Raw genomic sequence first — 24,901 nt, 5'->3', positions numbered from 1 at the left:
TGCTCAGCCGGCGCCGCTGCCGGTGTTGCTGACACTGGTGCTGGGCTTGCCCAGAAGGCGACAACCGATCTGGATGGCACCCTCGTCGAGCAGGCGGCCGATCTTCAGCGCCTTGGCTTCCTCATCCCGGTTGAAGCTGGCCTGATGGGTGGTGAGCCAGTCGATCTCGTCCTGGGTGATGATGCCGCTGGCAAGGGCCTCCAAGTAGACCTCTCCGATGAGCATGGCAGTCCGGGGCGGATTCCCCCTCAGCTGGACAGCGATCGTAGGCCGGCTGGCGGCACGGGTCACCCGTGAGGCAACGGACGAGTGCGTCATCGTTCTTCGCTCCGGGGCCACATCCGGTCATGGGCTGCCGGGAAGCCCCCGAAACAGGAACAGGCCCGGCTTCCTGAGTCAGGAAACCGGGCCGCGGGGGAAGACTCCTGGGCGGCAAAACAGCCGCGGCAGGACATGAATCGTGAAGGGTGATCGCTGATTGCAACCCAGCACCGGAACGTCATTCCCTCAGGAATGGCCTGGACGGGGCGTGAATCGCGGCGGTTTGGCCGCAACGGGAACGGGCTGAACGGACGCGTGACCTGTTTGGGTCGGGGATGGGTGATGCGGCAGAGCCGTCATTCGCGCGCCATCAAGGAGTCGTCAGCGGATGATTCGGGTGTGTGAAGTTGCGGGGCGGAGGTCCCGAAACAGGCACCTGGGGCCATGGTTTCCATGGGACGGTTTTCGGATGACCCCGGGGCACCTGATCAACCGGAAAGCGGCTGGATTGGCGGTGCATGGGGTGATTCGTGATGAACCGGAAAACCGGATGTCGGATTCAGACTGTTGGAGCAGGGGCCTGCCTTCAGTGCGCTCCTGAAGACCGATTGGGTGGTGTGTCTTCCATCGCTGGACCTCCCGTTGATTGGTTTCACTCTGCATTCGCCCATCGGCTGGATGCCATAGGCATTCATGCCTGTTCCGTCAGCGCCTGCTGACGCATGGATCCCGGACTGGGGAGGCAGGACACGGGAGCGCAGCGATCGCGATCAGCACGAGACCGTGCCGCACCGGGTCATCGATCCGGCAGGCCGACGCGGCCGACCTAGCCTGCAACCGCCCTCAGGAGATGGAAGGTGGGCAAGCGCAAGCATGGCTCCGGTGATGCCCGGAGCGAGCAGGAGCGTCTCGCGCACATCGCCAGACAGAACCAGCTCCTGCATCGTTCGGTGTTTGCCCACCTCACCAGGCCGGTGGCTGATCCCGATCGCCCGGGGACGCAGATCACCGTCGGGGAACTCGATCTGCGGTTGCGGGGGCGGGCCTATCGACAGGCCGTGCAAGTCAGCCGGCGCAGAGCTCACCCTGCTCCCGATGCCGCGGATTCATCCCAGGAAGACCGAACCGGCGCGGTGGCTCTCGGAGGCTGAGCACTCCCTTGCAGCCCTCCGGGAGAAGGCAGCAAAACCGCCTCCCGCGGTGCGTCCGGCGGTGGATCGACCCGCCGTCGCGTCGGAGCCATGTGCCTGATGCGACCTGTCTCTGCAGCCTGCACAACAGGGTTGATGCCGTCTTAACCAGGGAGCTCCATCGTGGTCCTGACTGCCGATGCATCCCCGGCCTGGCCGGGACTTCACGCTCACGCAGGTGAAGGCGGCGGTGTGAAGCACAGGACTGCAGGTCCAGATCCTGTCGCCCTGCCTGCGCGCATTCATCCGGTCCATCAGGCGCCTTCCACATCCTGATCATGAGCCAATCAACTCCCGAGCTCTCCACCATCGCTGCTCTGTCAGGCAGCCGGCCGACGCGGCATGTCAAGGCGGGCGACATCATTTTCCAGCCAGGTGATCATGGTGATGTTCTCTATGGCGTCGTCAGCGGCACCATCGCCCTCACCTGGGGCAGTGAACTCAGCGAAACCGTCGGCCCCGGCGGTTGTTTCGGTGTCGGAGCTCTGGTCGATCCGGAGCACCGCCGCTTCGGCACGGCAACGGCCATCAGCGATGCGGAACTTCTCGAAATGGACAGGCCGGAGTTTCTGTTCGCTGTCCAGGAGCTGCCGATGTTCGGTCTCGAAATGCTGCACGACCTCGAGTGCCGGCTCCAGGAACTGAAGCGCTCTGTGGCGGAGCGCTGACGCGCGCTGGCGCTCTCACCGCGGTTTTCAACCAGACTCGCCCACGGGCCGGAATGCTCACCGCCCCTGCCCGCATCCCCCCCTCCCGGGGCTGTCCCCGACACCATGACCAGCACCCTTTCCGGCCCCACCGCGGCATTCGCCACGTCCAGCGACGACCTGCACCTGCTCGACGCCTGGTGGCGGGCCGCCAACTACCTGGCCGTGGGGATGATCTATCTGCGCGCCAATCCGCTCCTGCGGGAAGCGCTGCAGCCGGAGCACATCAAGACACGCCTGCTGGGGCACTGGGGCTCCAGCCCCGGTCAGGCCTTCCTCTGGGCGCACGCCAACCGGGTGATCCGCCATCACGACCTGGACATGATCTACCTGTCCGGGCCCGGTCACGGGGCGCCGGGCGTGCTGGGGCCCACCTACCTCGACGGCACCTACAGCGAGGTGTATCCGGACAAGAGCCGAGATGCCGCGGGGATGGCCCGCTTCTTCAAACAGTTCTCCTTCCCGGGACACATCGGCTCCCACTGCACCCCGGAGACACCGGGGTCGATCCATGAAGGCGGTGAGCTGGGCTACGTGCTGTCGCACGCCTGCGGTGCCGTGTTCGACAACCCCGATCTGATCGCCCTTGCCTGCGTCGGCGACGGAGAAGCCGAGACCGGCCCGCTCGCCACAAGCTGGCACATCAACAAGTTCCTCAACCCGATCCACGACGGTGCGGTGCTGCCTGTGCTGCACCTGAACGGCTACAAGATCGCCAACCCCACCCTGCTGGCCAGGATTCCCCGCTCCGAGCTGGAGAGCCTGATGCGGGGCTACGGCTGGGATCCCCTGTTCGTGGAGGGACACGAACCCGAGGCCATGCACCGCGCCATGGCGGAGGCGATGGACACCGCCATCGCCCGCATCCAGGCGATCCGGGCCGAGGCGCGGACCAGCGGCGAAGCCGTGAGGCCCGCCTGGCCGATGATCGTGCTGCGCTCGCCCAAGGGTTGGACCGGCCCGGCGGCCCTCGGTGAGAAGAAGCTCGAGGGTTTCTGGCGGGCCCATCAGGTGCCGCTGCCGGACCCCGTCCACGATCCCCTGCAGCTGCGGATGCTCGAGGACTGGCTGAAGAGCTATCGCCCCTGGGAGCTGTTTGACGACAACGGCACGCTGCGGCCCGAGCTGCAGGCGCTGTCTCCCCGGGGCCAGCGCCGCATGGGCTCCAACCCCCATGCCAACGGAGGGCTGCTTCGTCGCAAGCTGCGACTGCCCCAGTCGAGCGACTACGCCGTGGCCGTGCCGGCCCCCGGCACGGTGGAGCATGAGAACACCTATCCCCTCGGCGAACTGCTGCGCGATGCCATCGCGCTCAATCCGAATGCCGTGCGTGTGTTCGGTCCGGATGAAACCGCCTCCAACCGACTTCAGGCGATCTACGAACGCAGCAAGAAGGTGTGGATGGAGGAGTTCCTGCCCGAAGACCTCAACGGCAGCGAACTCAGCCGCGATGGCCGGGTGGTGGAGATGCTGAGCGAGCACACGCTGGTGGGGATGATGGAGGGCTACCTGCTCACGGGGCGCTATGGCTTTTTCCACACCTATGAGGCCTTTGCCCATGTGATCGCCTCGATGTTCAATCAGCACGCCAAATGGCTGGAGAGCTGCATCCACCACGCGCCCTGGCGAGCTCCGATCGGTCCCTGGACCTGCCTGATCTCCTCGACTGTCTGGCGCCAGGATCACAATGGCTTCACCCATCAGGATCCAGGCTTCATCGATCTCGCCGGCAACAAGAGCGGCGAGGTGGTGAGGGTCTATCTGCCGGCCGATGCCAATTCACTGCTGGCGGTGGCCGAAACAGCCCTGGTGGAGCCCAATGTGTGCAACATCATCGTGTCCGATAAGCAGAAGCATCTTCAGTACCTCAGCCTCGAGGAGGCCCGCCAGCATGTGGCCAAGGGCATCGGCCTCTGGGGCTGGGCCAGCAACGACCACCACGGCAGCGAACCCGATGAGCCTGATGTGGTGATGGCGTGTGCCGGCGACATCCCCACCAAGGAAACCCTGGCGGCGGTGGAGATCCTGCGCCGCGAGATCCCACGGCTGCGAATCCGCGTGCTGAATGTGGTCAAGCTGTTTGCGCTCACCCAGCCGAGCGAGCATCCCCATGGGCTTTCAGATCGGGATTTCGACTCCCTGTTCACCACCGACAAGCCGGTGATCTTCAATTTCCATGGCTACCCCTGGCTGATCCACCGCCTCACCTATCGGCGTCGCAATCATGGCAACTTCCATGTGCGTGGCTACAAGGAAAAGGGGAACATCAACACGCCTCTCGAGCTGGCCATGAACAATCAGATTGATCGTTACAACCTGGTCATCGACGTCATCGACCGCGTCCCCGGACTCGGTTCGCGCGCGGCGCACGTCAAGGAGCGCATGAAGGATGCCATCCTTCAGAACCGCGAGTATGCCCATCAGCACGGCATCGATGCGCCGGAGATCCGCTCCTGGACCTGGTCCCTGCCGGTCGGCGAAGCCTGATGGCCTCGAGCGGCTCCAGCGACGGCCACGGTCGTCCCGGGCAGGACTCCCCTGACGGGGCAGTGCTTGTGGTCAATGCCGGCAGCTCCAGCCTCAAGGCCGCTCTGATCGACCACGACGATGCCGTGCTCTGGCGGGAACAGTGGACCTGGGACCCCACCACATCCGCCGCTTCCGCCCAGTCGCCGGACATCGTGCTGGGGGACTCTCTGGCGCCGCTTCTCATGCACAGCTCCCGGACTCCGACTCTGGTGGGGCATCGCGTCGTGCATGGAGGCAGCCGCTTCACGGCGCCCACCCGCCTCGATGCTCCGGTGCTCGACGCGCTGGAGGAGCTGGTGCCTCTGGCTCCGCTTCACAATCCCCCCGCCCTGCGGGTGATGCGCTGGTTGAGGGCGCGTCTGCCCGGGCTGCCCCAGTGGGCCTGCTTCGACACCGCCTTTCATCACACCCTGCCGGCGCAGGCCTACACCTATGCCCTGCCGGCGGCCTGGCGGGATCTGGGCTTGCGCAGATACGGCTTCCATGGCCTCAACCATCAGCACGTCAGTGAGGTGGTGCATCGGCTCGAGGGTTCCGGGCCCGAGGGGCCGTTGCGGCTGATCAGCTGTCACCTGGGTGCAGGCTGTTCCCTGTGTGCCATCCGTGGCGGCGTCAGCATCGCCACCACCATGGGTTTCACGCCGATGGAGGGTCTGGTGATGGCCAGTCGCTGCGGCAGCGTCGATCCCGGCGTGCTTCTGGATCTGTTGCGACGGGGTGTCAGCGCCGCGGATCTGGAGCAGCAGCTGCAGTCGGGCAGCGGCCTTCTGGGCCTGTCGGGGCTGAGCGGCAGCATGCGCGACCTGCGCCTCGCGGCGGCGGACGGCCATACCGGAGCACGGCTGGCGATCGCGGTCTTCATGGAGCGATTGCGGCAGGGCATCGGCGCCATGGCGGCAAGCCTCGGTGGCGTGGATGTGATCGCACTCAGCGGTGGCATCGGCGAACACGATCTGCAGCTTCGGGAGGAGCTCCAGCAGGATCTGCACTGGTTGGGCCCGTTCCGCCTGGTGGTGGTGCCCGCGGATGAGGAAGGCGTGATCGCCCGCGCCTGCCGGGCGGCCGAGAGGGCCCGCCACGATCAGGACGGCGTGAGTGACCTTCAGACGCAGGCAGCGGGCGGCAGTGCCGAAAACGCATCCACCGCAGCGGAGGCCAGCGGCCTGGCGAACCAGTAACCCTGGAACCGTTGGATGCCGAGATCCCGAAGGCGCTCGAAGCTGACCCGATCCTCCACTCCCTCGGCGACCAGCTGAAAGCCCAGTGCTGGCGCCATACGCGCAAGCAGGGTGATGATCTGCAGGGCGTAGGGATCCTGCTGCATCGCCATCACGAAGCAGCGATCGATCTTCACTTCATCAGGCTGCAGTTGACTGAGCAGGCTGAGCGACGAATAGCCCGTGCCGAAATCATCGAGGGAGAGGCGGATGTCATGCAGACGCAGGTGGCGAAGATTGTCCTGAACGATGGCTGAGCCCTCGAGAATGCCCCGTTCGGTGAGCTCAAGCGTCAACTGGGCCGGTGCGACGTCGTGCAGCTCGAGCTGACGCAGGATGCGGCTGACGAGGCTCGGATCTTCGAGCTCGGTGGGGGTGATGTTGAACGACAGGTTCAGGGGCCTTTCCGCGCCCATGGGAATGGCTTTGTACCCGATCAGGGCCTGGCGCAGCAGTGCCTCGGAAAGCCGCAGAGTCTGACGATGGCGCTCAGCCAGCGTGAGGAACTGCTCTGGAGACACCCAGCCTCGGCAAGGATTCTGCCAGCGGGCCAGCGCCTCAACAGCCCGGGGCTGACCCTCCGTGTCGACGATCGGCTGAAACAGAACCGAGAGCTCCTGATCGCGGATCGCCCGCAGCAGGTCGGTGTACAGCTCGTAGTCGCTGTCGCGTGCATCGGAGTGATCCAGGTCGAAGATCGCGATGCGGTTGTGCTTGTTCTGTTTGGCGCGCAGCATGGCCAGGTCGCACTGCTGCATCGCGGCTTCCGGACTGGACAGGTCGGGGCGCAGCAGGGTGATGCCGAGGCTGAGATTCAGTTCAGTGGATACACCGTCCAGATCCACGGGGTCCAGAAAGGCGGCGGCGATGCGCTCAGCGAAGCGCAGACTGTTCTTGTGCTGGTTTTCATAATCACCAATGGCGACATGCTCGAGGTGATGAAGAATCACGAATTCATCGCCGCCATAGCGTGCCAGAAAGTCATGCAGGCCGACGAGTGTTCTGAGGCGCTGCGCGACCAGCACCAGGGCGCAATCACCGATGGAATGCCCGAAGCTGTCATTGAGCTCCTTGAAACGGTCGATGTCGACGAACAGCAGCGCGATCGGTTGCTGCTCCCGTTGATGGCGCTCCACCTCCAGGGCCAGCTGCTCGATGAAGAAGCGTCGGTTCGGAAGCTGGGTGAGCTGATCCAGCAGCGCCAGATTGTGGGCGCCATCGAGAAAGTGCTGAAAGCGCCTGGCGAAGGCATCGAGGCGTCGTTCCAGGGCCAGAGGATGGGCGGTCGACTCGCGTGGAGGAGGGGGATCCTCGGCGCGCAGCAGCCGCTCCATCACCCGCTGTGGCGCCGAGAGCCGTTGATCGGACGCGCCTGAGCGAGCCAGCAAGCCGTCCAGCTGCTTGCAGACACGTCGGATGCGCTCGGTCACCCGCCGTTCCCGATGCAGGGTGACCAGGCGCTGCCGGCGGTGGGCCAGGGTGAGCTGCATGCGGATCAGCAGCAAGGGCGCCAGCAGCCCGAGCACCAGCAGCAGGTCGTCGCGCAGCGAGTGCACCAGTGGGGTCAGGCTGGCGAGTGGCCTTAATCCGATCAGCCCTCCATCAGGGCCGTACAGACGGATCGAACCAGGGAGCGAGAGCTGTTCGCCCGAGCCACCACTGACCAGCTGTGTTGCCAGGGCCTCCAATTGCACGCGGAGCCTTGGGCCCTGATCTGGTCCCACCAGCGGTTCGAACATCACCATGGAGCCCTCAGCCGCTGCGGTGCTGTCGTTGTTGCTGATCTGGGTCAGCACACCGAGATAGGGATGGCCCTCTGCTCCTGGGCAGAAGAGCTTCACCGCGCTGCTCAGCGATGTCAGGGAGGACAGATTCGCCAGGCTGCACTGCTGCAACGGACGGTCAGCGGGATGATCGATCCCCGCTTCGCTGAAGCTCACGAGAGGCCGGCCGCCGCGATCGATCACCACCATCACGCCACCGGCGGCGAACAGGGAGGACTCGGCGATGTCCCGCTGCACGAACGACGGATTGCGGCCCTGAACGAACTGAAGGGAATCGTCCCAGCGCGCCCAGTCGAACACGGTGCGGCTGAGATCGCCGAGCGCGGCATCCACCAGCTCCAGCTGCTCCAGCCGCTGGCGTTCCTGTGCGGATCTGATCTGTGCATGCCGCCGATGGCTCTCGACGATGAGCAGCACGCTCAGCAGGCCCAGGGTGCCGAGGGCGATCCACCCAGGTCGAGCGGAGCGGGGCAACAGCCGACGCTCTTCCTTCAGCCAGGACCGCAGCAGCGACAGGGAGCGGATCATCGCGGCTGAAGACTGGACTTCATCTTATGGACCGCTGTGGATGGTCTGAAGACAGCTTTGCGTGGCGTCGCATGGCCACCCTGGATCCAGGACTCGGGACGCAGGATCATGCCTTCGCACGCATTCAACGCTTGACTGATTCTGGGCGGGAGCCACACCGTTCAAGGTCACAACGGATCGGAATCGTGATGAGAAATCCGAGAGGGCGCGGGGCTTTTCAGATCTGGATCATGCCGCAACGCATTCCCTTGAGGACCGCCTGCAGACGGTTGTTGACACCGAGGGTCTGCAGCAACCGCTTGGTGTACGTCCTGGCGGTCTCTTCACTGACCACCAGGGAACGGGCGATCTCCCGGTCGCTCATGCCGCTGGCCAGCAGATCGAGCACCTCATATTCCCGGGGAGTCAGGCGGGGGCAACTCAGATAGGGAAGGATGCCGGTTCGCAGCGACGGGCTGCGATAGGAATGATTCCCCATCACCGCGATGACGGCGGCCTGCAGGGGGCGCTGATCATCCACCACATCCGCCTCGGCCACCACGGCATCGAGCCAGGGCGCTTCGGCATATTCAGCCGGGATGACATCGCCAAGAGCCAGCACCACGACCTTCAGATGGGGCTGAGCTTCGCGTGCCTTGCGGCTCAGCTCGAACCCGTTCCCCTCCTCCAGGCGATCGGTGCAGATCAGCAGCTCATAAGGTTCCCGCGCCAGATAGGCGAGACAGGAGCTTTCATCCGTGACCGCACAGCCGATATGGCTGCGGTCCTGGAAGTTCTCACAGACGGCACGCAGCAGGAACCGGCCCTTCATGGCGATGGCCACCTTGCCGCTGATCGCCACAGACAACAGGATCTGATCGAGACTGGTCCCCTCGAGCGTGTCCAGAAAGGGCGTCAGATCCATGGCTGGACCCGTAGCAGGGGCCAGCGGGGATCCTATCGAGGCCGCTTCCGCCCGCGGGCCCGCCCTGCGGGAGGAAGCCGAGAGGCCCGGACTGGCCTCTGGCGGATCGGCGCGGCGAACCTGCCAGGAACGCTGAAGCGTGCTGTTGCAAGACGTCAAACCAGGGCTGGCACGGATCTTCCACTTCTGTTAATATTTGGTGGTTCGCTTCAGTGCCTTGAACGACAACCATCCCGTCCTCAACGCCCTGCGACAGCAACTCGCTGCACTCCGCCACCAGTACCGCGTTCAGCCTGACGAGCAGACCCGGTATCGCCTCGTGAGGCACGAGCAACTCATCGCCCAATGGGCCCCGCTGCAGGATCTCAGCGTCTGAAAGCCGGCGCTCGCTCCTTTCGGCTCTTCCTCTGGCAGAGGTCCCTGCACGGCGGGCCTTCAGCCGGGTTGTGGTTCCCGGTGAAGCGCCAGGGCCGCCAGCACTCCTCCCAGAAACCCGCTGAGGTGCCCGATCCAGCTCACCCCTGACGGGCTCAGGAACGGCAGCAGAGCCGGAAGCAGCCCGCCATAGGCCAAGAGGCAGAACAGTGACAGCAGCAGGCTGGTGAAACGTTTCTCCAGCCAGCCGATGGAGAGCAGATACCCCAGCAGCCCGTAGTTGACACCGGAGAGGCCATGGCTGCCCACCGGCCAGAACAGCCACACCGGAAGAGCCGTGGCATAGACACCGAGCCAGACACCGAGGTAGTCGCGACGGCTCTTGAGCAGCACCAGCCAGGAGAGGGGCAGGAACCAGAGGGTGTTGGCGATCAGATGGCCAAAGCCGGCGTGGCTGAAGGGTGCGGTGAACACTCCGCTGAGCGAGCCGCCCGGAAGCATCGCCAGATTCCAGCGGCCCGCGAAGAACAGCTGGTCGACCAGTTCCTGCAGCCAGGGGATGGCTGCGACGGCCGGTGGAATCCAGAAGACGGAGGGGAGTCGGCGCATCGAAGCCGCCATGGTCGGCAGATCAGCCTGACGCATGGCACCTAGCCTTGCGGCCCCGGAAGCCGAGGGTGTGGACGCGATTCTTGATGTCGATCTCCTGGCCTTCGAACGGGGCGACGGGCAGCGGCGCCGTGCGGTGATCGATGGCGTGCGGCGCAGCCTGGCAACCGGGTTCGTGTACTGCCGCAGCGATCTCTCCGAGGAGCTGATCGACACCGCTTACGCCCTGCTGGCGCAGTTCTTCGCGCTGCCTGCGGAGCAGAAGCAGCGGTTCCATGCCAGCGGCAGCAGCGGTCAGACGGGATACACGGGCCTGCTGGTGGAAACCGCCGCCGGCGAAGTCCGGGCTGACTGGAAGGAGATGCTCAACTGGGCCGAACCCCTGCCTTCGGGCCATCCCCTCCGTCGCCGTCACCCGCTCCTCTACCCCGAGCAGCTGCTGCCGGAAGCGGTCGTGCCCGGCATCACCGCGGTGCTCCTCGATTTCCACCGTGCCCTGGCCGAGCTGCAGCGGCGTTTCCTGCGCGTGATCGCCCTTGGGATCGGCTGCGCCGAGACCTTCTTCGACGAGATGGTGCAGGACGCCCCCACCCTCACCCGGGCCCTGCGTTACCCACCGATGCCGGCTGCGCCAGGGCAAGGGCATCTGTGGGCCGCGGCGCACGCCGATATCAACCTGATCACGGCCCTGCCCCGCGCCAGTGCACCCGGCCTCGAGGTGCAGGTGGAGGAGCGGTGGGTGCCGGCCTGTCCTCCGCCGGGACGGGTGATCCTCAACACCGGTCTGATGCTGGAGCGGCTCAGCAACGGCCTGATTCCCGCCGGGTGGCACCGGGTGGTGGCCCCGGCCGGTGAGACCGGCGAGCGGTTCAGCGTGGTGCAGTTCTGCCATGCACGCCCCTGGACCGTGCTGGCGCCCCTGGCGAGCTGCTGCACCCCTGCGCATCCCCAGCGGTTCAGCGCGATCACAGCGGCTGACGCACTGGAGGAAGTGCTGTATCGGATCAATCTGCTCGAGACCCCCGGCGGCTCCGGCGCTTCTTCCTAGCCTTGTCGCCCTCGGTCGGGAGCCGTGTTGCGACACCCCATTCCCGCAGCAGGCGTCCTGCGCAGGACACTGCGCGTCACCCCGCTGCGTTCACGGCAGTGGACGACTGCCGTCGCCCCCTCTCCGATCACCCGGACACGGCGCCCGGTCTTGGCCTGTGCCGCGCGGCTGTTCCAGGTCGCCCTCGCCAGCACGACATTGCTGGGCGTCGTCGGGCCCGTGATGGCCGGGGAGCTGAACGGAACAGCCGCCCTCAGCCAGCCCTTTCCGCTTCCAAGCGATGCCGTGCTCGATCTGCAGCTGATCGAGCTCGTTGGCGCGGGGGATTCCACGGTGCTGGTCGGCCGAACCCGCACGCCGGTGCGAAGTCGAGCCCCCTTCACCTTCAGCGTGCCTTACCTCGACGCGGCCATCCGCCCGGACAGCCGCTACAGCCTGCGGGCCGGCATCCGCCAGGCCAATCGGCTGCTGTTCAGCACCACGGCAGCCATGGCGGTGATCCCTGGGCGTCCCGCACCGGTGCGGGTGCTGCTGGAACCGGTCGGGGATGCGCCGTTACGGGGCCTGCCGTGGCTGCGGGCGCCGGCGGCGAGCGTTCCGACCCCGTTGGGGGCGCCCAGGCAGGAGCAGCAGTTCCGCCTGGATCCTCTCACCCGTGAGCTGACCGGCAGCGGCGACTGCAATCGCTTCATCGGAACCTATGCCTTGCAGGGAGAGAACCTGCGGCTCGAGCCAGCCGGCGGCACGAGGCTGGACTGCGAACCCGCCGTGAACGCCGATGAAGCGCGCTTCCTGGCCGATCTGCTGGAGGTGCGGCGCTGGCGCCTCGATCGTCAGGGCCGTCTGGAGCTGCTGGATGAGAGTGGCGACGTGCGGTTGCTGATGGAGGCGCGGCCGTTGTGAGCAGCCGCTCTGGAAAGGGTTGGCCGGGGGCCGCAGAGGCGCTGATCACAGCGACGGAGGCGCGGAAACGGTTCCGAGCCGCGGCTGCGGTGGCGCGTCGACATACAGCCGGTGTGCCTGCTCGAGGCACTCGTGAAGATCGCTGTCGGTGAGGGCCATGGCCTCCGGCCACAGCGGCTGCAGCCACTGCCGGAAGGCCACCAGATCCAGCGGCGGCAGAGCTGTAGCCCTGGCGGCGGCCTGATCCGGCGTGAAGCTCTCCTCCAGGCGCCAGTCGTCGAAGAAGGTCAGCTGAGCGGCCAGCACCCGGAACTTCAGGAATTCCAGCAGACGGGCGCGGCTGCGCAGGCGCCGCGAGGCGTCACGGTCAGCTCCGTTCATCGGAACAGGGCATCACCCACGACGGCCTGATCCACACAGCCCAGGATCGCCTCGGGATGGCTGTAGTGCTTGAACTCCAGCCAGTTGTCGCTGGGATCCGTCAGAAAGAACGTGTGGTGCTCCAGCACTTCGCCGGGGAAACGGCATTTCGGTGCCACCGCGAAGGCAATCCCTGCAGCGCTGACGCGCTCGTGCAGAGACCTCCAGGTGTTCCATTCCTCGAACACCAGCCCGAAGTGGCGCGGATAAATGCCCCGTTGAGACTCCGGGAACGAGCCCTGAGCCAGACGCTGGGCCACCAGCTGATGGCCTCCCAGATCCAGAATCGCAGCGTCAGGGCTGCGGCGGCCCGGCCGGCATCCCAGTCCGTCGACGTACCAACGCACCGTTGCCTCCAGATCGATCGCAGGGATGGACAGGTGGAAACAGCTGCGCGTCATGGTCGGTCGCGGCTCCCTGGGGACCACCATCATGGAGGCGCCGCACAAGGCGCTGCTGTCCGTGCAGGCCTCACGGCTGCAAGACATCGACGGAGATGAGCCGCTCGGCCTCTCTCAGGTGGCGGCGAGCACCACCGGGGCAGCGGCAGACGCCACCGCTGTCACCTGCAATCCCTCACCGGCCACATCCGGATGGGCGACCTGCCAGGCCTCGACGGCCTGCCGGAAGCGATCTCCCTCGATCGTCTCCTCCTCGATCAGCCGCTCCACCAGCTCGTCCATCAGCGAACGGCGCGGCGACAGGATCGCGATGGCCCGATCCAGGGCCCAGCAGGCCAGATCGCGGACCTGGCGGTCGATGCGGTTGCCGGTGGCCAGGGAATAGTGAGCCTGGGAACGCACCCAGTCCCGCCCCAGAAAGACCTCGGCATCCTCACCCTCCAGGGCCACCGGACCAAGCTCGGAGAAGCCGTAGCGCGTGACCATCTCGCGGCAGATGCGACTGACCATCTGAAGATCTCCGGACGCTCCCTGAGTCACTTCGCTCGGTCCGAACACCACCATCTCCGCGGCCCTGCCACCCAGGAGCACCACAAGACGGGCCAGGAGGTAGGCCCGACTGATCAGGCCGGAATCGAGGATGTCCTCGTCGGGCATGGTGCGGGCGAAGCCCCCGACGCCACCGGCCCGGGGCAACAGCGTCACCTTGTCCAGCCGGTCCGCATGGGGCACCAGGGTGGTGAGCAAGGCGTGGCCGACCTCGTGGTAGGCGATCAGTCGCTTCTTGGCACTGTCCTGAAGCGGAGCAGCCGTGAGGCCCATCGTGATGCGCTCGAGGGCATCGCTGAGGGCCTGCTCGTCAATGCTCGACTGCTGGCGCCGGGCCGTGAGGATGGCCGCTTCATTGAGCAGGTTGGACAGGTCGGCACCCGAGAACCCTGGGGTGCGGGCGGCCCAGTCAGCCAGCTGCACCGACGGATCGAGCGGACGCGAGCGGGCATGCACCGCCAGGATCTCCTCGCGACCGCGCCGATCGGGGAGATCGACGGTGATGCGTCGGTCGAAACGACCTGGGCGCATCAGAGCCGAATCGAGCACATCGGGACGATTGGTGGCGGCCAGGAGGATCACGCCACCGTTGTCCTCGAAGCCATCCATCTCGGTGAGCAGCTGGTTGAGGGTCTGCTCACGTTCGTCGTTGCCGCCGCCGATGCCGGCACCGCGCTGGCGTCCGACCGCATCGATCTCATCGATGAAGATGATGCAGGGGGCCTTCGCCTTGGCCTGGCGAAAGAGATCACGCACCCGACTGGCCCCGACGCCCACGAAGAGCTCGACGAACTCGGAGGCCGCCATCGAGAAGAACGGCACGCCGGCCTCCCCGGCGATCGCCCTGGCCAGAAGGGTCTTGCCGGTTCCGGGCGGGCCCACCAGCAGCACGCCGCGCGGAATCTTGGCGCCCACTGCGGTGAAGCGCTCCGGCGACCTGAGGAAGGTGACCACCTCCTGCAGCTCCTCCTTCGCCTCCTCGATGCCGGCGACATCCTCGAAACGCACGGGAATCGCCCCCTCCGCCTGGAGGCGGGGCTGGCTGCGACCGAACCCCATCGCCTTGTTGGCCACCTGGGCCGATCGTCGGATCAGGAGCCCCAGGCCCGCCAGCAACAGAACCAGCAGCAGTGCATTGGTGACCAGCCCGGCTGTTGCCTCCTCACCGCGCTCATCGCGCACCGTCAGCGGCACACGGGCCTGCTCGGCCGTGCGCAGCAACAGCTGGTTCTCGCTGAAGACAGGCACGTCGACGCGCTTGCCGTTCTTGTAGGTGACACTGACCTGACGCTGGCGCGGCTGCAGCTCCAGGGCCTTGACCTGCCCCTGGCGAATCTCCGACAGCATCTGGCTGTAGGAAGGCACCGGCCTGCCGAACGCACCGAACTGGAAGGGTTGCCGCATCGGCTGCTGAGCAGGGGTCGGCGCTGGAGAACCTGATCCGATGGTCACGGGGGTCTGGATCGGAATCGGACTGTAGCGATTTGACGAAAGCTCGCGTGACAACGGATGATCTTCGTTTGGCTCGCGGACGCAGCAATGGCAGTTCCCAAGAAGAAAACCTCCAAAGGCAAGCGCAACCAGCGCCATGCCCACTGGAAGGCCAAAGCCGGTGTGGCTGCCGCCAAGGCTCTGTCGATCGGCAAGGCCGTGCTCAGCGGCCGCGCCCAGGGTTTTGTCTATCCAGTGGCTGAAGAGGAAGGCGATAGCGAGGCCTGAAGCCAGAGCGAACGACACCGCCGACGACCATCCAGCCAGGCCACGGCCTGGGTGGGAGGTTTGAAGCTGGGATCGTGTGGCTGAGGCGCTGCTCCTGATCTCTGAGCTCGCGTCTCCTGGCGATCACCGGAACGCGAGGTGAGGAGACCGGCGGAGCCTGCCCCCAGCCACACCCCATCTGGAGCCAGTTCCTGGCTCAGCGGGTCCTGATAGAGCGCTGGCGGAAGCGAGCAGAGACTGGCCCGCACGAGCTGCGCCAGATCGGCCGGCGCCAGCCACCCCCCTCCGCTGCGTCGCTGCCGCCCTTCGGCCTGAAAGCGCCATCGACGTGGCAGGCCCCAGTGCAGGGGTCGCAGCAGCCACAGCCCATCACAGGCCTGCCACAGCGGCAGATAGTGCTCCAGTTCGTGGTTCCAGCGGGGCAACCACGTCCATTCCTCGCGTTGCAGCGGCGGCGCCCCGTTTTCCCTCCCGAGTGGTTGTTCGGCTGACGGTTCCGCGACGCCGGTGCGGAGAGTCCTCAACAACGCACCCTCCATCACGGCCTCCAGAGCTGCTTCGGAGAGAGGACGGCAGCCCATCAGCCATCCCTCGAGCACCAGCGCATCACAGGCAAGTTCCCGCCAGCCGGCTCGGTCCCCCTCTCCGGCCGCCAGGCTCTTGTCGAAGCGGGGGAGCCTGAGTACCCCGCGATGCCGCCACTGAGCCAGGGCTTCCAGCAACAGGGGCAGATCGTGGCTGCCGGGAGGCACGCGACTGACGCCGAACGGATTGCCGGCGAGGCGCTCCCCCCGCTCAGGCCAGCTGAGGTAGAGGTCATCGATCGAGGCCACACAGAGCCGGAGGCCGAAGCGCGGTGCCAGCGCTTCCAGCTGGCGGCCCAGGGTGCTCTTGCCAGCCCCCACAGGACCGTTGAGGGCGATCAGCGGAAGGCGACGCGTTCCACTCCGCGCCTCAGCCTGCCAGGTGCGCAGCTGGGCCAGCAGCGGATGGACGAAGCCCTCCTCAAGCAGGGGATCGATCCCTGGGACGGCTGGTGGATCAGGTCCCAAGCTTGAAGGCCTCCAGGACCAGCGCGTAGGTGGCACCGAGCCGCAGGTTGTCGACGATCACCCAGCCCAGGCCAGGTGGATCGGAGACGAAGCGGGTGCGCAGGCGCACCAGCAGTTCGAACAGCAGCACGCACCACAGCACCCCGGCCGGCCGGCCACCGGGGAGGTTGATCAGCAGGAGCGAGGTGAGGTTCTGAGCCAGATAGAAGCCCACCAGCAGCCCGAGCAGGGTCAGACTTCCAGCCCGCCAGCTGGAGCGCAGCTGGCTGAGCAGGGAGCCGCCGAGGCGCCTCTCCAGCTGCTGCAGACGGGTGCGTTGGCGTGCTGGCCCGTTCATGCAGCCCCTCTCAGGCTATGTAACCAGCGCAGTGTCACCTGCTCCGTCGGACAGCGCGAGACGAGAGGGGAAGGTGGCGGAGGATCGTCCAGGCCGTCCAGCACCGCGAGCGCCGGGGCGAAGTCCTGAGCCCCCTCGCCGGCGGCCTCCCACCGTGAGCTGTCGCTGAGGGTGACCAGACAGGCGAGACCGGCACTGCAGGCCGCCTGCAGGCCATTGCGGGAGTCCTCGATCGCCAGCCCCTCCTCAGGCTGGAGAGCCAGGCGCTCGAGAGCCTGTCGATACCCCTCCGGATCCGGCTTCTTGCGGTCCACATCCTCGCCACAGACCCAGAAGGCGAAGCACTGCGCCAGCTCCCCGGCGGCACCCTCCAGAAGGGCCTGCACCGAAGCGCGCCCGCTGGTGGTGACGATCGCCTGGGCCAGTCCCGCGGCGCGGGCTTCGAGGATCAGCCGGCGCACACCTGGCCTCAGGCCGACGGCACCGGAGCGGATCAGCTGCTCGTAGTGGCGCTGCTTGCGCTGTTGCAGACGCTCGATCTGCGCCTCGCTGAGGGTGTGGCCGAAGTCGCGGGCGAAGGTGCGCATCCGCTCGCGGCCGCCGCTGATGCGCAGCAACGGCAGATACCGGTCGACATCCCAGTGCCAGGCGAGCCCCTCATCGGCGAAGGCCCGGTTGAACGCAGGGCGATGGCCGGCAAGTTCCGTCTCGGCCAGGGTGCCATCCACATCCCAGAGCAGCGCCCGGATCGGAGATCCGCCGAAAGGGGGGGTCGGGGCGGAGCTGGCCATGGCGGGCCGCGGTCGGGGGAGGACGCCGCTGCATCCTGCCGAGCCATCACCGTCCGTGCCGCCGATCCCCGCTGCGGGCGGATGCCGGAACCGGGGAAACCTGGGCGGCAGCTGCGGCCCGGGGATCGCACAATGGCAACGCTTCGCCTTCAGCCCTTGCGTTCTGAGCCCATCGAGGAACGCTGGTTGCTGCCTTCGCCTCTGCCAGCCGATCCGTTCGGCCCCGGCTCCTCCCGTGAGCTCTGCGGACTCCCACCGGAACTGCTGGCGGTGCTGTGGCGCCGGGGACACCGCAGTGCCGACTCCCTTGCCGACCTGCTCGATCCGCCGCCGGCTCCGGAACCGCGGGAGCACTTCCCCGATCTGATCGACGCAGAGTCACGGCTTGAGCAGGCCTGCCGCCTGAGCGAGGCGGTGGCGATCTGCGGCGACTACGACGCCGATGGCATGACCAGCACCGCCCTGCTGGTGGGCGTGCTGCAGCGGCTGGGGGCCAGGCCCGAGGCGGCGATTCCGAGCCGCATGCAGGAGGGCTACGGGCTCAACGTCGCCATGGTGGAGCGGCTCGCCGCCGCCGGGATCGCTCTGCTGATCACCGTCGACAACGGCGTCTCGGCGCTGGAGGCCCTGGAGCGGGCCGAGGCGCTTGGGCTGGAGGTGATCCTCACCGATCACCACAGCCTGCCGGCGCGGATGCCGCCGCACCGGGCCCTGCTCCATCCGGCCACCACACCGGAGGGATCGCCCTACCGCGGCCTGGCGGGAGTCGGGCTGGCCTACGTGCTCGCTGAAGGGCTCTGCCGTCGCATGGGCCGCTCCGATGCCCTCGCCATGGCCCTGGACCTGTTCTGCATCGGCACCATCGCCGACATGGCTCCCCTGTGCGGTGTGAACCGGCGCTGGTTGCTCGACGGGCTGCCCCGGCTGGGCCGCAGCGCTCTCAAGGGCCTGCAGGCCCTGCAGCAGCTGGCTGGCATCGAGTCCCGGCCGCTCGATGCGCAGTTGGTGGGATTTCAGCTCGCACCGCGGATCAACGCCGTCGGGCGACTCGGTGATCCCCGGCTGGTGGTGGATCTGCTCACCACCGACGACGGAAACCAGGCGCTGGAGCTGGCGCAGTCGTGTGAAGCGATGAACCGCCAGCGGCGCGAGCTCTGCGATGCGATCGAGGCCGAAGCCCTCGCCCTGGTGGAAGCCGATGGCCCGAACCGGGCTCCCTTCCTGCTCCTGGCGCAGGGTCACTGGCACCACGGTGTGATCGGGATCGTGGCCTCCAGGCTCGTGGAGCGTTTCTCCCTGCCGGTGGCCCTTCTGGCAGGGGAGGGCAACGGACTGCTGCGAGCCTCGGTGCGGGCTCCGAGGGGCTTTGCCGTGGACCGGGCGCTGGCGGCCTGTTCGGAACTGCTGGAACGCCATGGCGGCCATCCCGCCGCCGGGGGCTTCACCGTGCGGGCTGAGCGCGTGGCCGCCCTGCAGGAGCGTCTCGAGCGGCTGGCGCTGCAGTGGCTGGGGGACGGAGGCACAGCCCGTCTGGTGGAGCCGGAGGCGCTGCTGGGGCTGGAGCGGATCGATCGGGACTTCTTCGCCCAGATGCAGCGCCTGGAGCCCTTCGGCATCGGCCATCCCGCGCCGCTCTTCTGGAGCTGCGGCTGTGAGGTGGAGAGCGCCCGGCTGTTGCGGGGCGGACACCTGCAGCTGCAGCTGGCCCAGGGCGTCCGCTCACTCCGGGCGATGGCCTGGCGCTGGCAGGGGGAGGAACTGCCGCGCGGCCTGATCGACGTGGCCTACCACCTGCGGCTGGATCGCTGGCAGGGTCAGGAGCGGCTGCAGCTGGAGCTGGTGGCCCTGCGAGCGCGGCAGGGTGAGGAGGTGGTGCTGCAGCGCCGCGATCGCACCTACTGGTGTCGGCGGGAGGGCGAAGGGCTGGTCATCCGCAATGCCGCCGGACAGGAGCGGCGGCTGCAGAGCTTCACACCGGTCGCGCGGGGGGCTGGAGCGGAAGCCTGCGACACCGGAATGGACCACAGCCCGGCCCTGCTCCGGCTGTTTCACGATGCTGCGATGGCGCTCGGTCTGGCCGGCTGATCACCAGGAGGCATGAACATCCGCGGCCCGGGAGACGACGCGTTCCTCACACCCGAGCGCCTTGGATGACAACACGGATCAAGCCGGACTGGCGTGAGGAGCCGTTCCGTTGATCAGCCGTTGATCAGGTCCACGGCACGAGACCGTGCCGTCAGCCCTCGCGAACGCGTTCGATCAACGATGCAGCGAGCGGCGTGGGCGGAACAGGAAGGGCCGGCCGCGATGCCGTGCAGCGGTTTCGTCAGCCGACAACCGCCACACGTCAAAAGCTCCCGTCCTCAGAGAGCACCGCGCCGGTAGAAGAGGATGAAGATCACGGCCGGACCGGCCAGGGTGATCAGCGCCAGCGCCCCGAAATTGGCGATCAGGTGGAAGTCGATGCCCATGTCGTTCCTTGTGCTGCGCGAGGAGCTCGTGGGGCACCTTAAGGCTGCGCGCGCCGTCGTCCGCTGTTCCAGCGCAGCGCTTGTGACGGCTTGTCACAGCAGAGCGGGCGCGGTGGAAGCCGGAAGCAGGGGACAGATGGATGGCCCAGAAGAACCGCGGCTCACCACGGGCAGCTGCCCACCTGGCGAGGGTCATCCTGGAGCAGTCGGCAGAGTGGCCGGTTGAGGGGCGGAGGTTCATCCAGCTGAACCTGGTGGCTCCGTCCGATCCAGCCGGTGGTGGGGCTGGGAAGCTGGCACCTGTCTGACGGAGAAGCGCTGATGGCCCACTGGCGATGCATCTCAGACTGCGGTGCCTGCTGCCGTCTTGATCCCGCCGAACGGGGGGACGATCTCGACTGCCTCGATGACGAACAGCGCCGCACCTACCTGGCGATGGTGGGCGAGGACGGCTGGTGCATCCATTTCGACACCGGTCGGCGGCGCTGCCGCATCTATGACACCCGCCCGGATTTCTGCCGGGTCGAGAATCTGATGGCCCTGTTCTCCGGCTCGGGCGCCCCTCCAGGGGCCGGATCCGCTGCAGCGGCCGCCACAGCCCGCCGGAGCGCGCCGGCCAGTGGTGGAGCGAACGGCGAGATCCCGTTGGAGGCCGACGCCCAGGCGCTGGCCATTGCCTCCTGCCGCACCCAGATCCGCGCCGAATACGGCGGCCGTGGCAGGGTGATGAGGCGTTTCGAGCAGGCCATCCGCCGCACGCCATGAGCGCTTCACGCCCCGATGTCAGCGGCCAGGAGCCTGAGGCCGCGACAGGTTCGCCCCTGGTGGAGGAGACCGCCGACACGCAACCGGAGGGCGTCGCCACCGTGGAGCCGGCTGCTCCGGAGCAGCAGCCGGGGGCCTCGCAGGCCTGGCTGACCGTCTTCCTGTCCACCGCGACGACCGTGTTCCTGGCCGAGCTGGGGGACAAGACCCAGCTGGCGGCACTGCTGCTGTCGGCGGAATCGGGACGGCCCGCGGTCGTGTTCGTCGGGGCCTCCCTCGCGCTGATCAGTTCCAGCCTGGTGGGCGTGGTGCTGGGCCGCTGGCTGTCCAGGCTGATGGCACCCCAGCAGCTCGAGCGCGGAGCCGGGGTGCTGATGGTCGTTCTCGGGCTGTGGCTGGGCCGTCAGGCGATGCTTCAGCTGGCTCCCGCCGCCCTCTCCGTTCCCAGCGGCTGAGGCGGACAGCCCCCGCTCTCCCCCTGCCCACCGCCCCCTCGCGAACGCCCAAGCCATGGTTGCCCTGCTGGTCTCGACGTTCTTCACCGTCTTTCTGGCCGAGCTGGGCGACAAGACGCAACTGGCGATCGTGAGCATCAGCGGCACCTCCAACCGTCCCGGTGCCGTGTTCGCCGGCAGTGCCTGTGCCCTGGTCCTGGCCAGCCTCGTGGGGGCTGCAGCCGGTGGCTCCCTGTCCAGCGTGATCCCGACCGACGCGCTGCAGCTGGCTGCTTCGGTGGGCTTCCTCGTTCTCGGCGCCCGCCTGATCCAGCGGTCGCTTCAGGCCGAGGCGGAGGCAGAGGACGGCGAGGCGACCGATCCCTAAAGTCGGCCACACACCCCGCAACGTTGCACCTGACGACGGTCCATCCCGTTGACCGCGCCGGCGGCGCCCTTGGCAGTTCTGCACGGATGCCAGGTCGCGATGCGGCGAGCCCTGCCGATCCTGATCGGTGGGTTCTGTCGACAAGCGGGGAGGTCCAGGGAGCATCCCGATGGGCTGTTCGACCGTCGGACGCCCCGGCGCTCCTTCAGGGGAGTCACGGATCCCGGCCATCCCGGATCGCCGGCTTCGCAGGGCATGTCCACTCGAGACAGGCCACGCCGGGCTCTCAGCCCACAGAGCCGGGCCCGTTCCGGCTTCGTCAACCCACGGACTTGGCTCAGCGGATCTGACGGCCTGGTCGGCGGATTCAGCGGTTGGGTCCGCAACCAGGATCCCGGCCGCCGGTCCGGTTCAATCCGTCCCATCGCCCAGCGACATCCCGGCAGCCGGGGCTGCCTGCCGTCACCAACGCTTCCCCTCTGTCCCGATTCCCCACCCGACTCCGATGAAGTTCACGGTCGCCGATCTTCTCGATCAGCTCTCCAGCGACGAGGTGGTTCAGCTCAGCAGGCTCGAGAAGGCGCTGGGCCTGAGCAGCGCCGAGGAGAAACAGGAGCTGCGCATCGGGCTCGACGCCATGCTCCGCCTCGACCTGATTCAGGAGAACGAGGCAGGCCTGATCCGTCAGGCGAACGACGAACTGATCCCGGCCCGGCTGCGCTGCTCGAGCAAGGGCTTCTGCTTCGCCCTGCGCGATGACGGCGGCGAGGACATCTACATCCGGGATCATCAGCTCAATCACGCCTGGAACGGCGACCGCGTGCTCGTGCGCATCACCCGGGAGGGGGGACGGAGACGGTCTCCCGAGGGTGGTGTGCAGTGCATCCTCGAACGCTGCACCGCCAGCCTGCTGGCCCAGGTGGAACGGCAGGAGGAGCGGCTTGTGGCGATCCCACTCGACGACCGTCTGCTCACCACCGTGGAGCTTCCTGAAGCGGACGCGGGCCATCTCGAGCCAGCCCAGGAGTCTGTGGTGGAGGTGGTGATCGATCGCTTCCCCGTCGCCCAGTTCGCTCCCGAGGGGCACGTGGTGCGGAGCCTGCCGGTGCATGGCGGCGAAGAGGCGGATCTCGACCTGCTGCTCACCAAGCACCACCTGCATGAGCGCCCCGCGCCCCCGAAGGCCACGCTCCGCACGCCCTCGGAGCGGAACCGCACCGATCTCACCGCCCTGCCTGCTCTGCTGCCACTGGCCTGGAGCGGTCAGGAAGCCCCCTTCCTGCCGGCGGTGTCACTGGAGGAGCGGCCTGAGGGTGGCCACCGCCTCTGGCTGCACAGTCCCGCGGTGGCGGAGAGGCTCAGCCTGGGCAGCGCCCTCGATGGCTGGCTGCGCGATCAGGCCGACGCCATCTGTGCCGGTCGCCGCTGGCTGCCGCTGCTGCCGCCCGCTCTGACGAAGGCGGCCGCCTTCCAGGTCGGCAAGGAGCAGGAGGCGGTCTCCGTGGCCCTGGATCTCACCGCCGAGGGGCAGCTGGAGCACTACCGGTTCTGCCTCAGTCGGATCCGCCCCGCAGCCACTCTGGAGCAGGCGGAGCTGCAGGCGCTCCAGGAGCGCAATCCCCGCTCCCGCACCCTGCCGGCCGCCCTCAAGGGCCTCAAGGAGCATCTCGGCCTGATCGAGCAGCTCCTGGCCCTGTCCGACCGGCTGCGCCAGACACGGCTTGCGGCCGGCTCGATCGACCTGGATCTGGCGCTGCCGCCGCTCGACGCCCTGGGCGATCTGCGCTGCGGAACCCCTGAGGCCTCCCGGCAGGGCTGGCTCGTGGAGCTGCCTGCCAACGATCCGATGGCCCTGTTGCGCGAGGCCGTGCTGCTGGCGCACCGGGCACTGGGGCGCCATTTCGCCGCCCTTGGGCTGCCGGGCCTGTTCGTGATGCAGCCGCCCGCCGATCCGGCCGAGATCAATGAAGTGGCCAAGGCGGCCCTGGCGCTTGAAATCCCGATGGAGCTCTCCGCCGAGGGCAACGCCAGCGCGGCGGAACTGGCGGCGGCCTTCGCCGGCACCGACCGCAAACGGGCCCTGCAGCAGCTGTTGCGGGACAGCCTGCGGCCCGCGCTGCTCACGGAGGAGCCCGGACCCAATGCGCTCGCCGGAGAGGATCAGGCCTTCGCACCCTGGGCCTGCCCATCGCTCCATTACGCGGATCTCTGGAATCAGCAGTTGCTGGTCACCCTGTTGAGCGAGGGCAAGGATCGTCCCACCGTGCGCCACAAGACCTCGGCCGACATCGCCTCCGACAGCTGCCATGGCAGCATCGACTGGGCTCTGTTGGTTCCCTCCCAGCTGACGCCGTACCAGCAGGGTCTGCAGCACGGCCTGGTACAGCGACTGAACGGGCGCCAGCGGGTGCTGCAGGAGTTTCAGGATGACCTCCTGGCGATGGCCCAGGCCCGCGCGGCCGAACCGTTGGTGGGCCAGATCCTCCCCGGTGTGATCAGCGGCGTGCAGAGCTACGGCTTCTTCGTCGAGGTGCCTCCGTCCAACGTGGAGGGCCTGGTGCATGTCAGCTCCCTCAAGGACGACTGGTACGAGTACCGGTCCCGCCAGAACCGCCTGGTGGGCCGCAAGTTCCGGCGCACGTTCCTGGTCGGGGATCCGGTCGAGGTGGAGATCCAGAAGGTCGATGCCCTGCGCCACCAGATCGATCTGGCGGTGGTGCTGCCGGAGATCACGGAGGAGCCAGGTGACGGCGAAGGCTCAGATGCCGGAGATGAGCCTGCGGATGACCGCGAGGAGGACTGAAGTCCACGATGATTCCACAATCCCCCGTGGTGCTGGCGGTCTCAGGGGCTTCGGCCCAGCCCCTGGCCCAGCGCGCCCTGCAACTGCTGCTCGAGGATGATCAGCCCGTCGAGCTGATCACCAGCCGTGGCGCCATCGGGGTGTGGCAGGCCGAGCTGGGGTTGCGGGTGCCCAGTGAGCCCGACGCCCAGGAGCGCTTCTGGCGGGAACGCTGCGCCACCTCCGCCGGGAGCCTGCGCTGCCATCGCTGGAACGACCAGGCGGCGGCGATCGCCAGCGGCAGCTTCCAGACCCGGGGCATGGTGATCCTGCCGGCGAGCATGGGCACGGTGGGCCGGATCGCCAGCGGTGTGGCCCTCGATCTGATCGAACGGGCGGCGGATGTGCATCTGAAGGAGGGGCGTCCGCTGGTGATCGCTCCCCGGGAACTCCCCTGGAATCTGGTGCATCTGCGCAATCTCACCGCCCTGGCCGAGGCCGGCGCCCGCATCGCCCCACCGGTACCGGCCTGGTATCACAGGCCCACAACGCTCGAGGAGATGGTGGACTTTCTGGTGATCCGGGTGTTCGACAGCCTGGGGCTGGAGCTGGGCTCGCTGCGTCGCTGGGACGGCCCCGTCCGCGGCAGCGACGCTGCAGCCCCCCACGGCTGACCGCCCGATTCCTCTCCATCCACGCGCCGTTCCTGCCCTGACCCTCCTGCGCCGCCTGCTGCT

At 67.5% G+C, this 24,901-nt stretch carries 23 protein-coding genes; 12 read left to right on the top strand and 11 right to left on the bottom strand.

What is annotated here, in order from left to right; translation table 11 throughout:
• Window positions 1–3 precede the first annotated feature (3 nt).
• Window positions 4–225 (bottom strand): hypothetical protein, encoded by a 222-nt coding sequence (locus H8F25_RS02465; RefSeq protein ID WP_197211870.1) that lies wholly within the window; start codon window positions 223–225, stop codon window positions 4–6.
• 1,504 nt (window positions 226–1,729) lie between these two features.
• On the opposite strand from H8F25_RS02465, the gene H8F25_RS02455 reads away from it, so the two are divergent.
• The 3 genes from H8F25_RS02455 to H8F25_RS02445 all read left to right on the top strand — a co-directional run bounded on the left by H8F25_RS02455 (window position 1,730) and on the right by H8F25_RS02445 (window position 5,865).
• Window positions 1,730–2,119: a Crp/Fnr family transcriptional regulator gene (locus H8F25_RS02455; RefSeq protein ID WP_197211868.1), complete on the top strand. Its 390-nt coding sequence runs from the start codon at window positions 1,730–1,732 to the stop codon at window positions 2,117–2,119.
• Window positions 2,120–2,224: 105 nt separating this feature from the next.
• The gene (locus H8F25_RS02450; protein ID WP_197211867.1) at window positions 2,225–4,645 is read left to right on the top strand and encodes a phosphoketolase; all 2,421 of its coding nucleotides are present in this window, start codon (window positions 2,225–2,227) and stop codon (window positions 4,643–4,645) included.
• The gene (locus H8F25_RS02445) at window positions 4,645–5,865 is read left to right on the top strand and encodes an acetate/propionate family kinase (protein WP_197211866.1); all 1,221 of its coding nucleotides are present in this window, start codon (window positions 4,645–4,647) and stop codon (window positions 5,863–5,865) included. The genes H8F25_RS02450 and H8F25_RS02445 overlap by 1 nt, the downstream gene beginning before the upstream one ends.
• Here the strand turns inward: H8F25_RS02445 and H8F25_RS02440 are convergent.
• The 3 genes from H8F25_RS02440 to H8F25_RS02430 form a co-directional block, all read right to left on the bottom strand.
• Window positions 5,790–8,216, bottom strand: a complete 2,427-nt coding sequence (locus H8F25_RS02440) for an EAL domain-containing protein (RefSeq protein WP_197211865.1) — start codon at window positions 8,214–8,216, stop codon at window positions 5,790–5,792. The two genes, H8F25_RS02445 and H8F25_RS02440, sit on opposite strands and share 76 nt — an antisense overlap.
• Before the next feature lie 217 nt (window positions 8,217–8,433).
• A complete protein-coding gene (locus H8F25_RS02435) occupies window positions 8,434–9,120 on the bottom strand; it encodes a response regulator transcription factor (RefSeq protein WP_197211864.1) in 687 nt (228 codons plus the stop codon).
• A 435-nt stretch (window positions 9,121–9,555) separates the two neighbouring features.
• Window positions 9,556–10,104: a rhomboid family intramembrane serine protease gene (locus tag H8F25_RS02430; RefSeq protein ID WP_370525866.1), complete on the bottom strand. Its 549-nt coding sequence runs from the start codon at window positions 10,102–10,104 to the stop codon at window positions 9,556–9,558.
• A 34-nt stretch (window positions 10,105–10,138) separates the two neighbouring features.
• Here H8F25_RS02430 and H8F25_RS02425 point away from each other — a divergent pair, with 34 nt between their 5' ends.
• Together H8F25_RS02425 and H8F25_RS02420 are read left to right on the top strand one after the other, a co-directional pair.
• The gene (locus tag H8F25_RS02425) at window positions 10,139–11,152 is read left to right on the top strand and encodes an isopenicillin N synthase family oxygenase (protein ID WP_197211862.1); all 1,014 of its coding nucleotides are present in this window, start codon (window positions 10,139–10,141) and stop codon (window positions 11,150–11,152) included.
• Between the two features lie 150 nt (window positions 11,153–11,302).
• Window positions 11,303–12,055 (top strand): META domain-containing protein, encoded by a 753-nt coding sequence (locus H8F25_RS02420; protein WP_197211861.1) that lies wholly within the window; start codon window positions 11,303–11,305, stop codon window positions 12,053–12,055.
• 45 nt (window positions 12,056–12,100) lie between these two features.
• Here the strand turns inward: H8F25_RS02420 and H8F25_RS02415 are convergent, their stop codons facing one another.
• The 3 genes from H8F25_RS02415 to ftsH all read right to left on the bottom strand — a co-directional run bounded on the left by H8F25_RS02415 (window position 12,101) and on the right by ftsH (window position 14,829).
• Window positions 12,101–12,436, bottom strand: a complete 336-nt coding sequence (locus H8F25_RS02415) for a hypothetical protein (RefSeq protein ID WP_197211860.1) — start codon at window positions 12,434–12,436, stop codon at window positions 12,101–12,103.
• Window positions 12,433–12,876, bottom strand: coding sequence for a VOC family protein (locus H8F25_RS02410; RefSeq protein WP_197211859.1), 444 nt, complete (start codon window positions 12,874–12,876; stop codon window positions 12,433–12,435). Before H8F25_RS02410 ends, H8F25_RS02415 begins: the two co-directional genes overlap by 4 nt.
• 114 nt (window positions 12,877–12,990) lie before the next feature.
• Complete coding sequence (gene ftsH, locus H8F25_RS02405) at window positions 12,991–14,829, bottom strand: ATP-dependent zinc metalloprotease FtsH (protein ID WP_197211858.1); 1,839 nt, start codon at window positions 14,827–14,829, stop codon at window positions 12,991–12,993.
• Window positions 14,830–14,964: 135 nt separating this feature from the next.
• Between ftsH and rpmF the strand changes: the two genes are divergently transcribed.
• Window positions 14,965–15,144 (top strand): 50S ribosomal protein L32, encoded by a 180-nt coding sequence (gene rpmF / locus H8F25_RS02400; RefSeq protein WP_197211857.1) that lies wholly within the window; start codon window positions 14,965–14,967, stop codon window positions 15,142–15,144.
• Here rpmF and H8F25_RS02395 read toward each other — a convergent pair.
• From H8F25_RS02395 to H8F25_RS02385, 3 genes are read right to left on the bottom strand one after another with little or no spacing between them, the layout of a single operon-like run.
• Window positions 15,105–16,196 (bottom strand): hypothetical protein, encoded by a 1,092-nt coding sequence (locus H8F25_RS02395; protein ID WP_197211856.1) that lies wholly within the window; start codon window positions 16,194–16,196, stop codon window positions 15,105–15,107. The two genes, rpmF and H8F25_RS02395, sit on opposite strands and share 40 nt — an antisense overlap.
• Window positions 16,186–16,533: a DUF565 domain-containing protein gene (locus H8F25_RS02390; RefSeq protein WP_197211855.1), complete on the bottom strand. Its 348-nt coding sequence runs from the start codon at window positions 16,531–16,533 to the stop codon at window positions 16,186–16,188. The genes H8F25_RS02395 and H8F25_RS02390 overlap by 11 nt, the downstream gene beginning before the upstream one ends.
• The gene (locus tag H8F25_RS02385; RefSeq protein ID WP_197211854.1) at window positions 16,530–17,324 is read right to left on the bottom strand and encodes an HAD-IA family hydrolase; all 795 of its coding nucleotides are present in this window, start codon (window positions 17,322–17,324) and stop codon (window positions 16,530–16,532) included. Before H8F25_RS02385 ends, H8F25_RS02390 begins: the two co-directional genes overlap by 4 nt.
• 132 nt (window positions 17,325–17,456) lie before the next feature.
• On the opposite strand from H8F25_RS02385, the gene recJ reads away from it, so the two are divergent.
• Entirely contained in the window at window positions 17,457–19,409 is a 1,953-nt protein-coding gene (gene recJ / locus H8F25_RS02380; protein ID WP_197211853.1) for a single-stranded-DNA-specific exonuclease RecJ, read from the top strand.
• Window positions 19,410–19,687: 278 nt separating this feature from the next.
• Here recJ and psb30 read toward each other — a convergent pair whose 3' ends face one another.
• Window positions 19,688–19,795: a photosystem II reaction center protein Ycf12/Psb30 gene (gene psb30 / locus H8F25_RS02375; RefSeq protein ID WP_006041509.1), complete on the bottom strand. Its 108-nt coding sequence runs from the start codon at window positions 19,793–19,795 to the stop codon at window positions 19,688–19,690.
• A gap of 321 nt (window positions 19,796–20,116) precedes the next feature.
• Between psb30 and H8F25_RS02370 the strand changes: the two genes are divergently transcribed.
• The 5 genes from H8F25_RS02370 (at window position 20,117) to H8F25_RS02350 (ending at window position 24,838) form a co-directional block, all read left to right on the top strand.
• Window positions 20,117–20,560, top strand: coding sequence for a YkgJ family cysteine cluster protein (locus H8F25_RS02370; RefSeq protein ID WP_197211852.1), 444 nt, complete (start codon window positions 20,117–20,119; stop codon window positions 20,558–20,560).
• A 149-nt stretch (window positions 20,561–20,709) separates the two neighbouring features.
• Entirely contained in the window at window positions 20,710–21,015 is a 306-nt protein-coding gene (locus H8F25_RS02365) for a TMEM165/GDT1 family protein (RefSeq protein WP_370525865.1), read from the top strand.
• A gap of 55 nt (window positions 21,016–21,070) precedes the next feature.
• Window positions 21,071–21,382: a TMEM165/GDT1 family protein gene (locus H8F25_RS02360; RefSeq protein ID WP_197211850.1), complete on the top strand. Its 312-nt coding sequence runs from the start codon at window positions 21,071–21,073 to the stop codon at window positions 21,380–21,382.
• Window positions 21,383–21,887: 505 nt separating this feature from the next.
• Window positions 21,888–24,185 carry an RNB domain-containing ribonuclease gene (locus tag H8F25_RS02355; protein WP_197211849.1) on the top strand — a complete coding sequence of 766 codons (2,298 nt, stop codon included), beginning with the start codon at window positions 21,888–21,890 and terminating at the stop codon, window positions 24,183–24,185.
• An 8-nt stretch (window positions 24,186–24,193) separates the two neighbouring features.
• The gene (locus H8F25_RS02350) at window positions 24,194–24,838 is read left to right on the top strand and encodes a flavin prenyltransferase UbiX (RefSeq protein WP_197211848.1); all 645 of its coding nucleotides are present in this window, start codon (window positions 24,194–24,196) and stop codon (window positions 24,836–24,838) included.
• Window positions 24,839–24,901: the final 63 nt, after the last annotated feature.

This window comes from Synechococcus sp. CBW1004, assembly GCF_015840715.1.
In the GTDB taxonomy this organism is placed as follows: Bacteria; Cyanobacteriota; Cyanobacteriia; order PCC-6307; family Cyanobiaceae; genus Cyanobium.
Note: the sequence above shows the minus strand (reverse complement) of the source record. Positions and strands in the feature narration are given on the sequence as shown.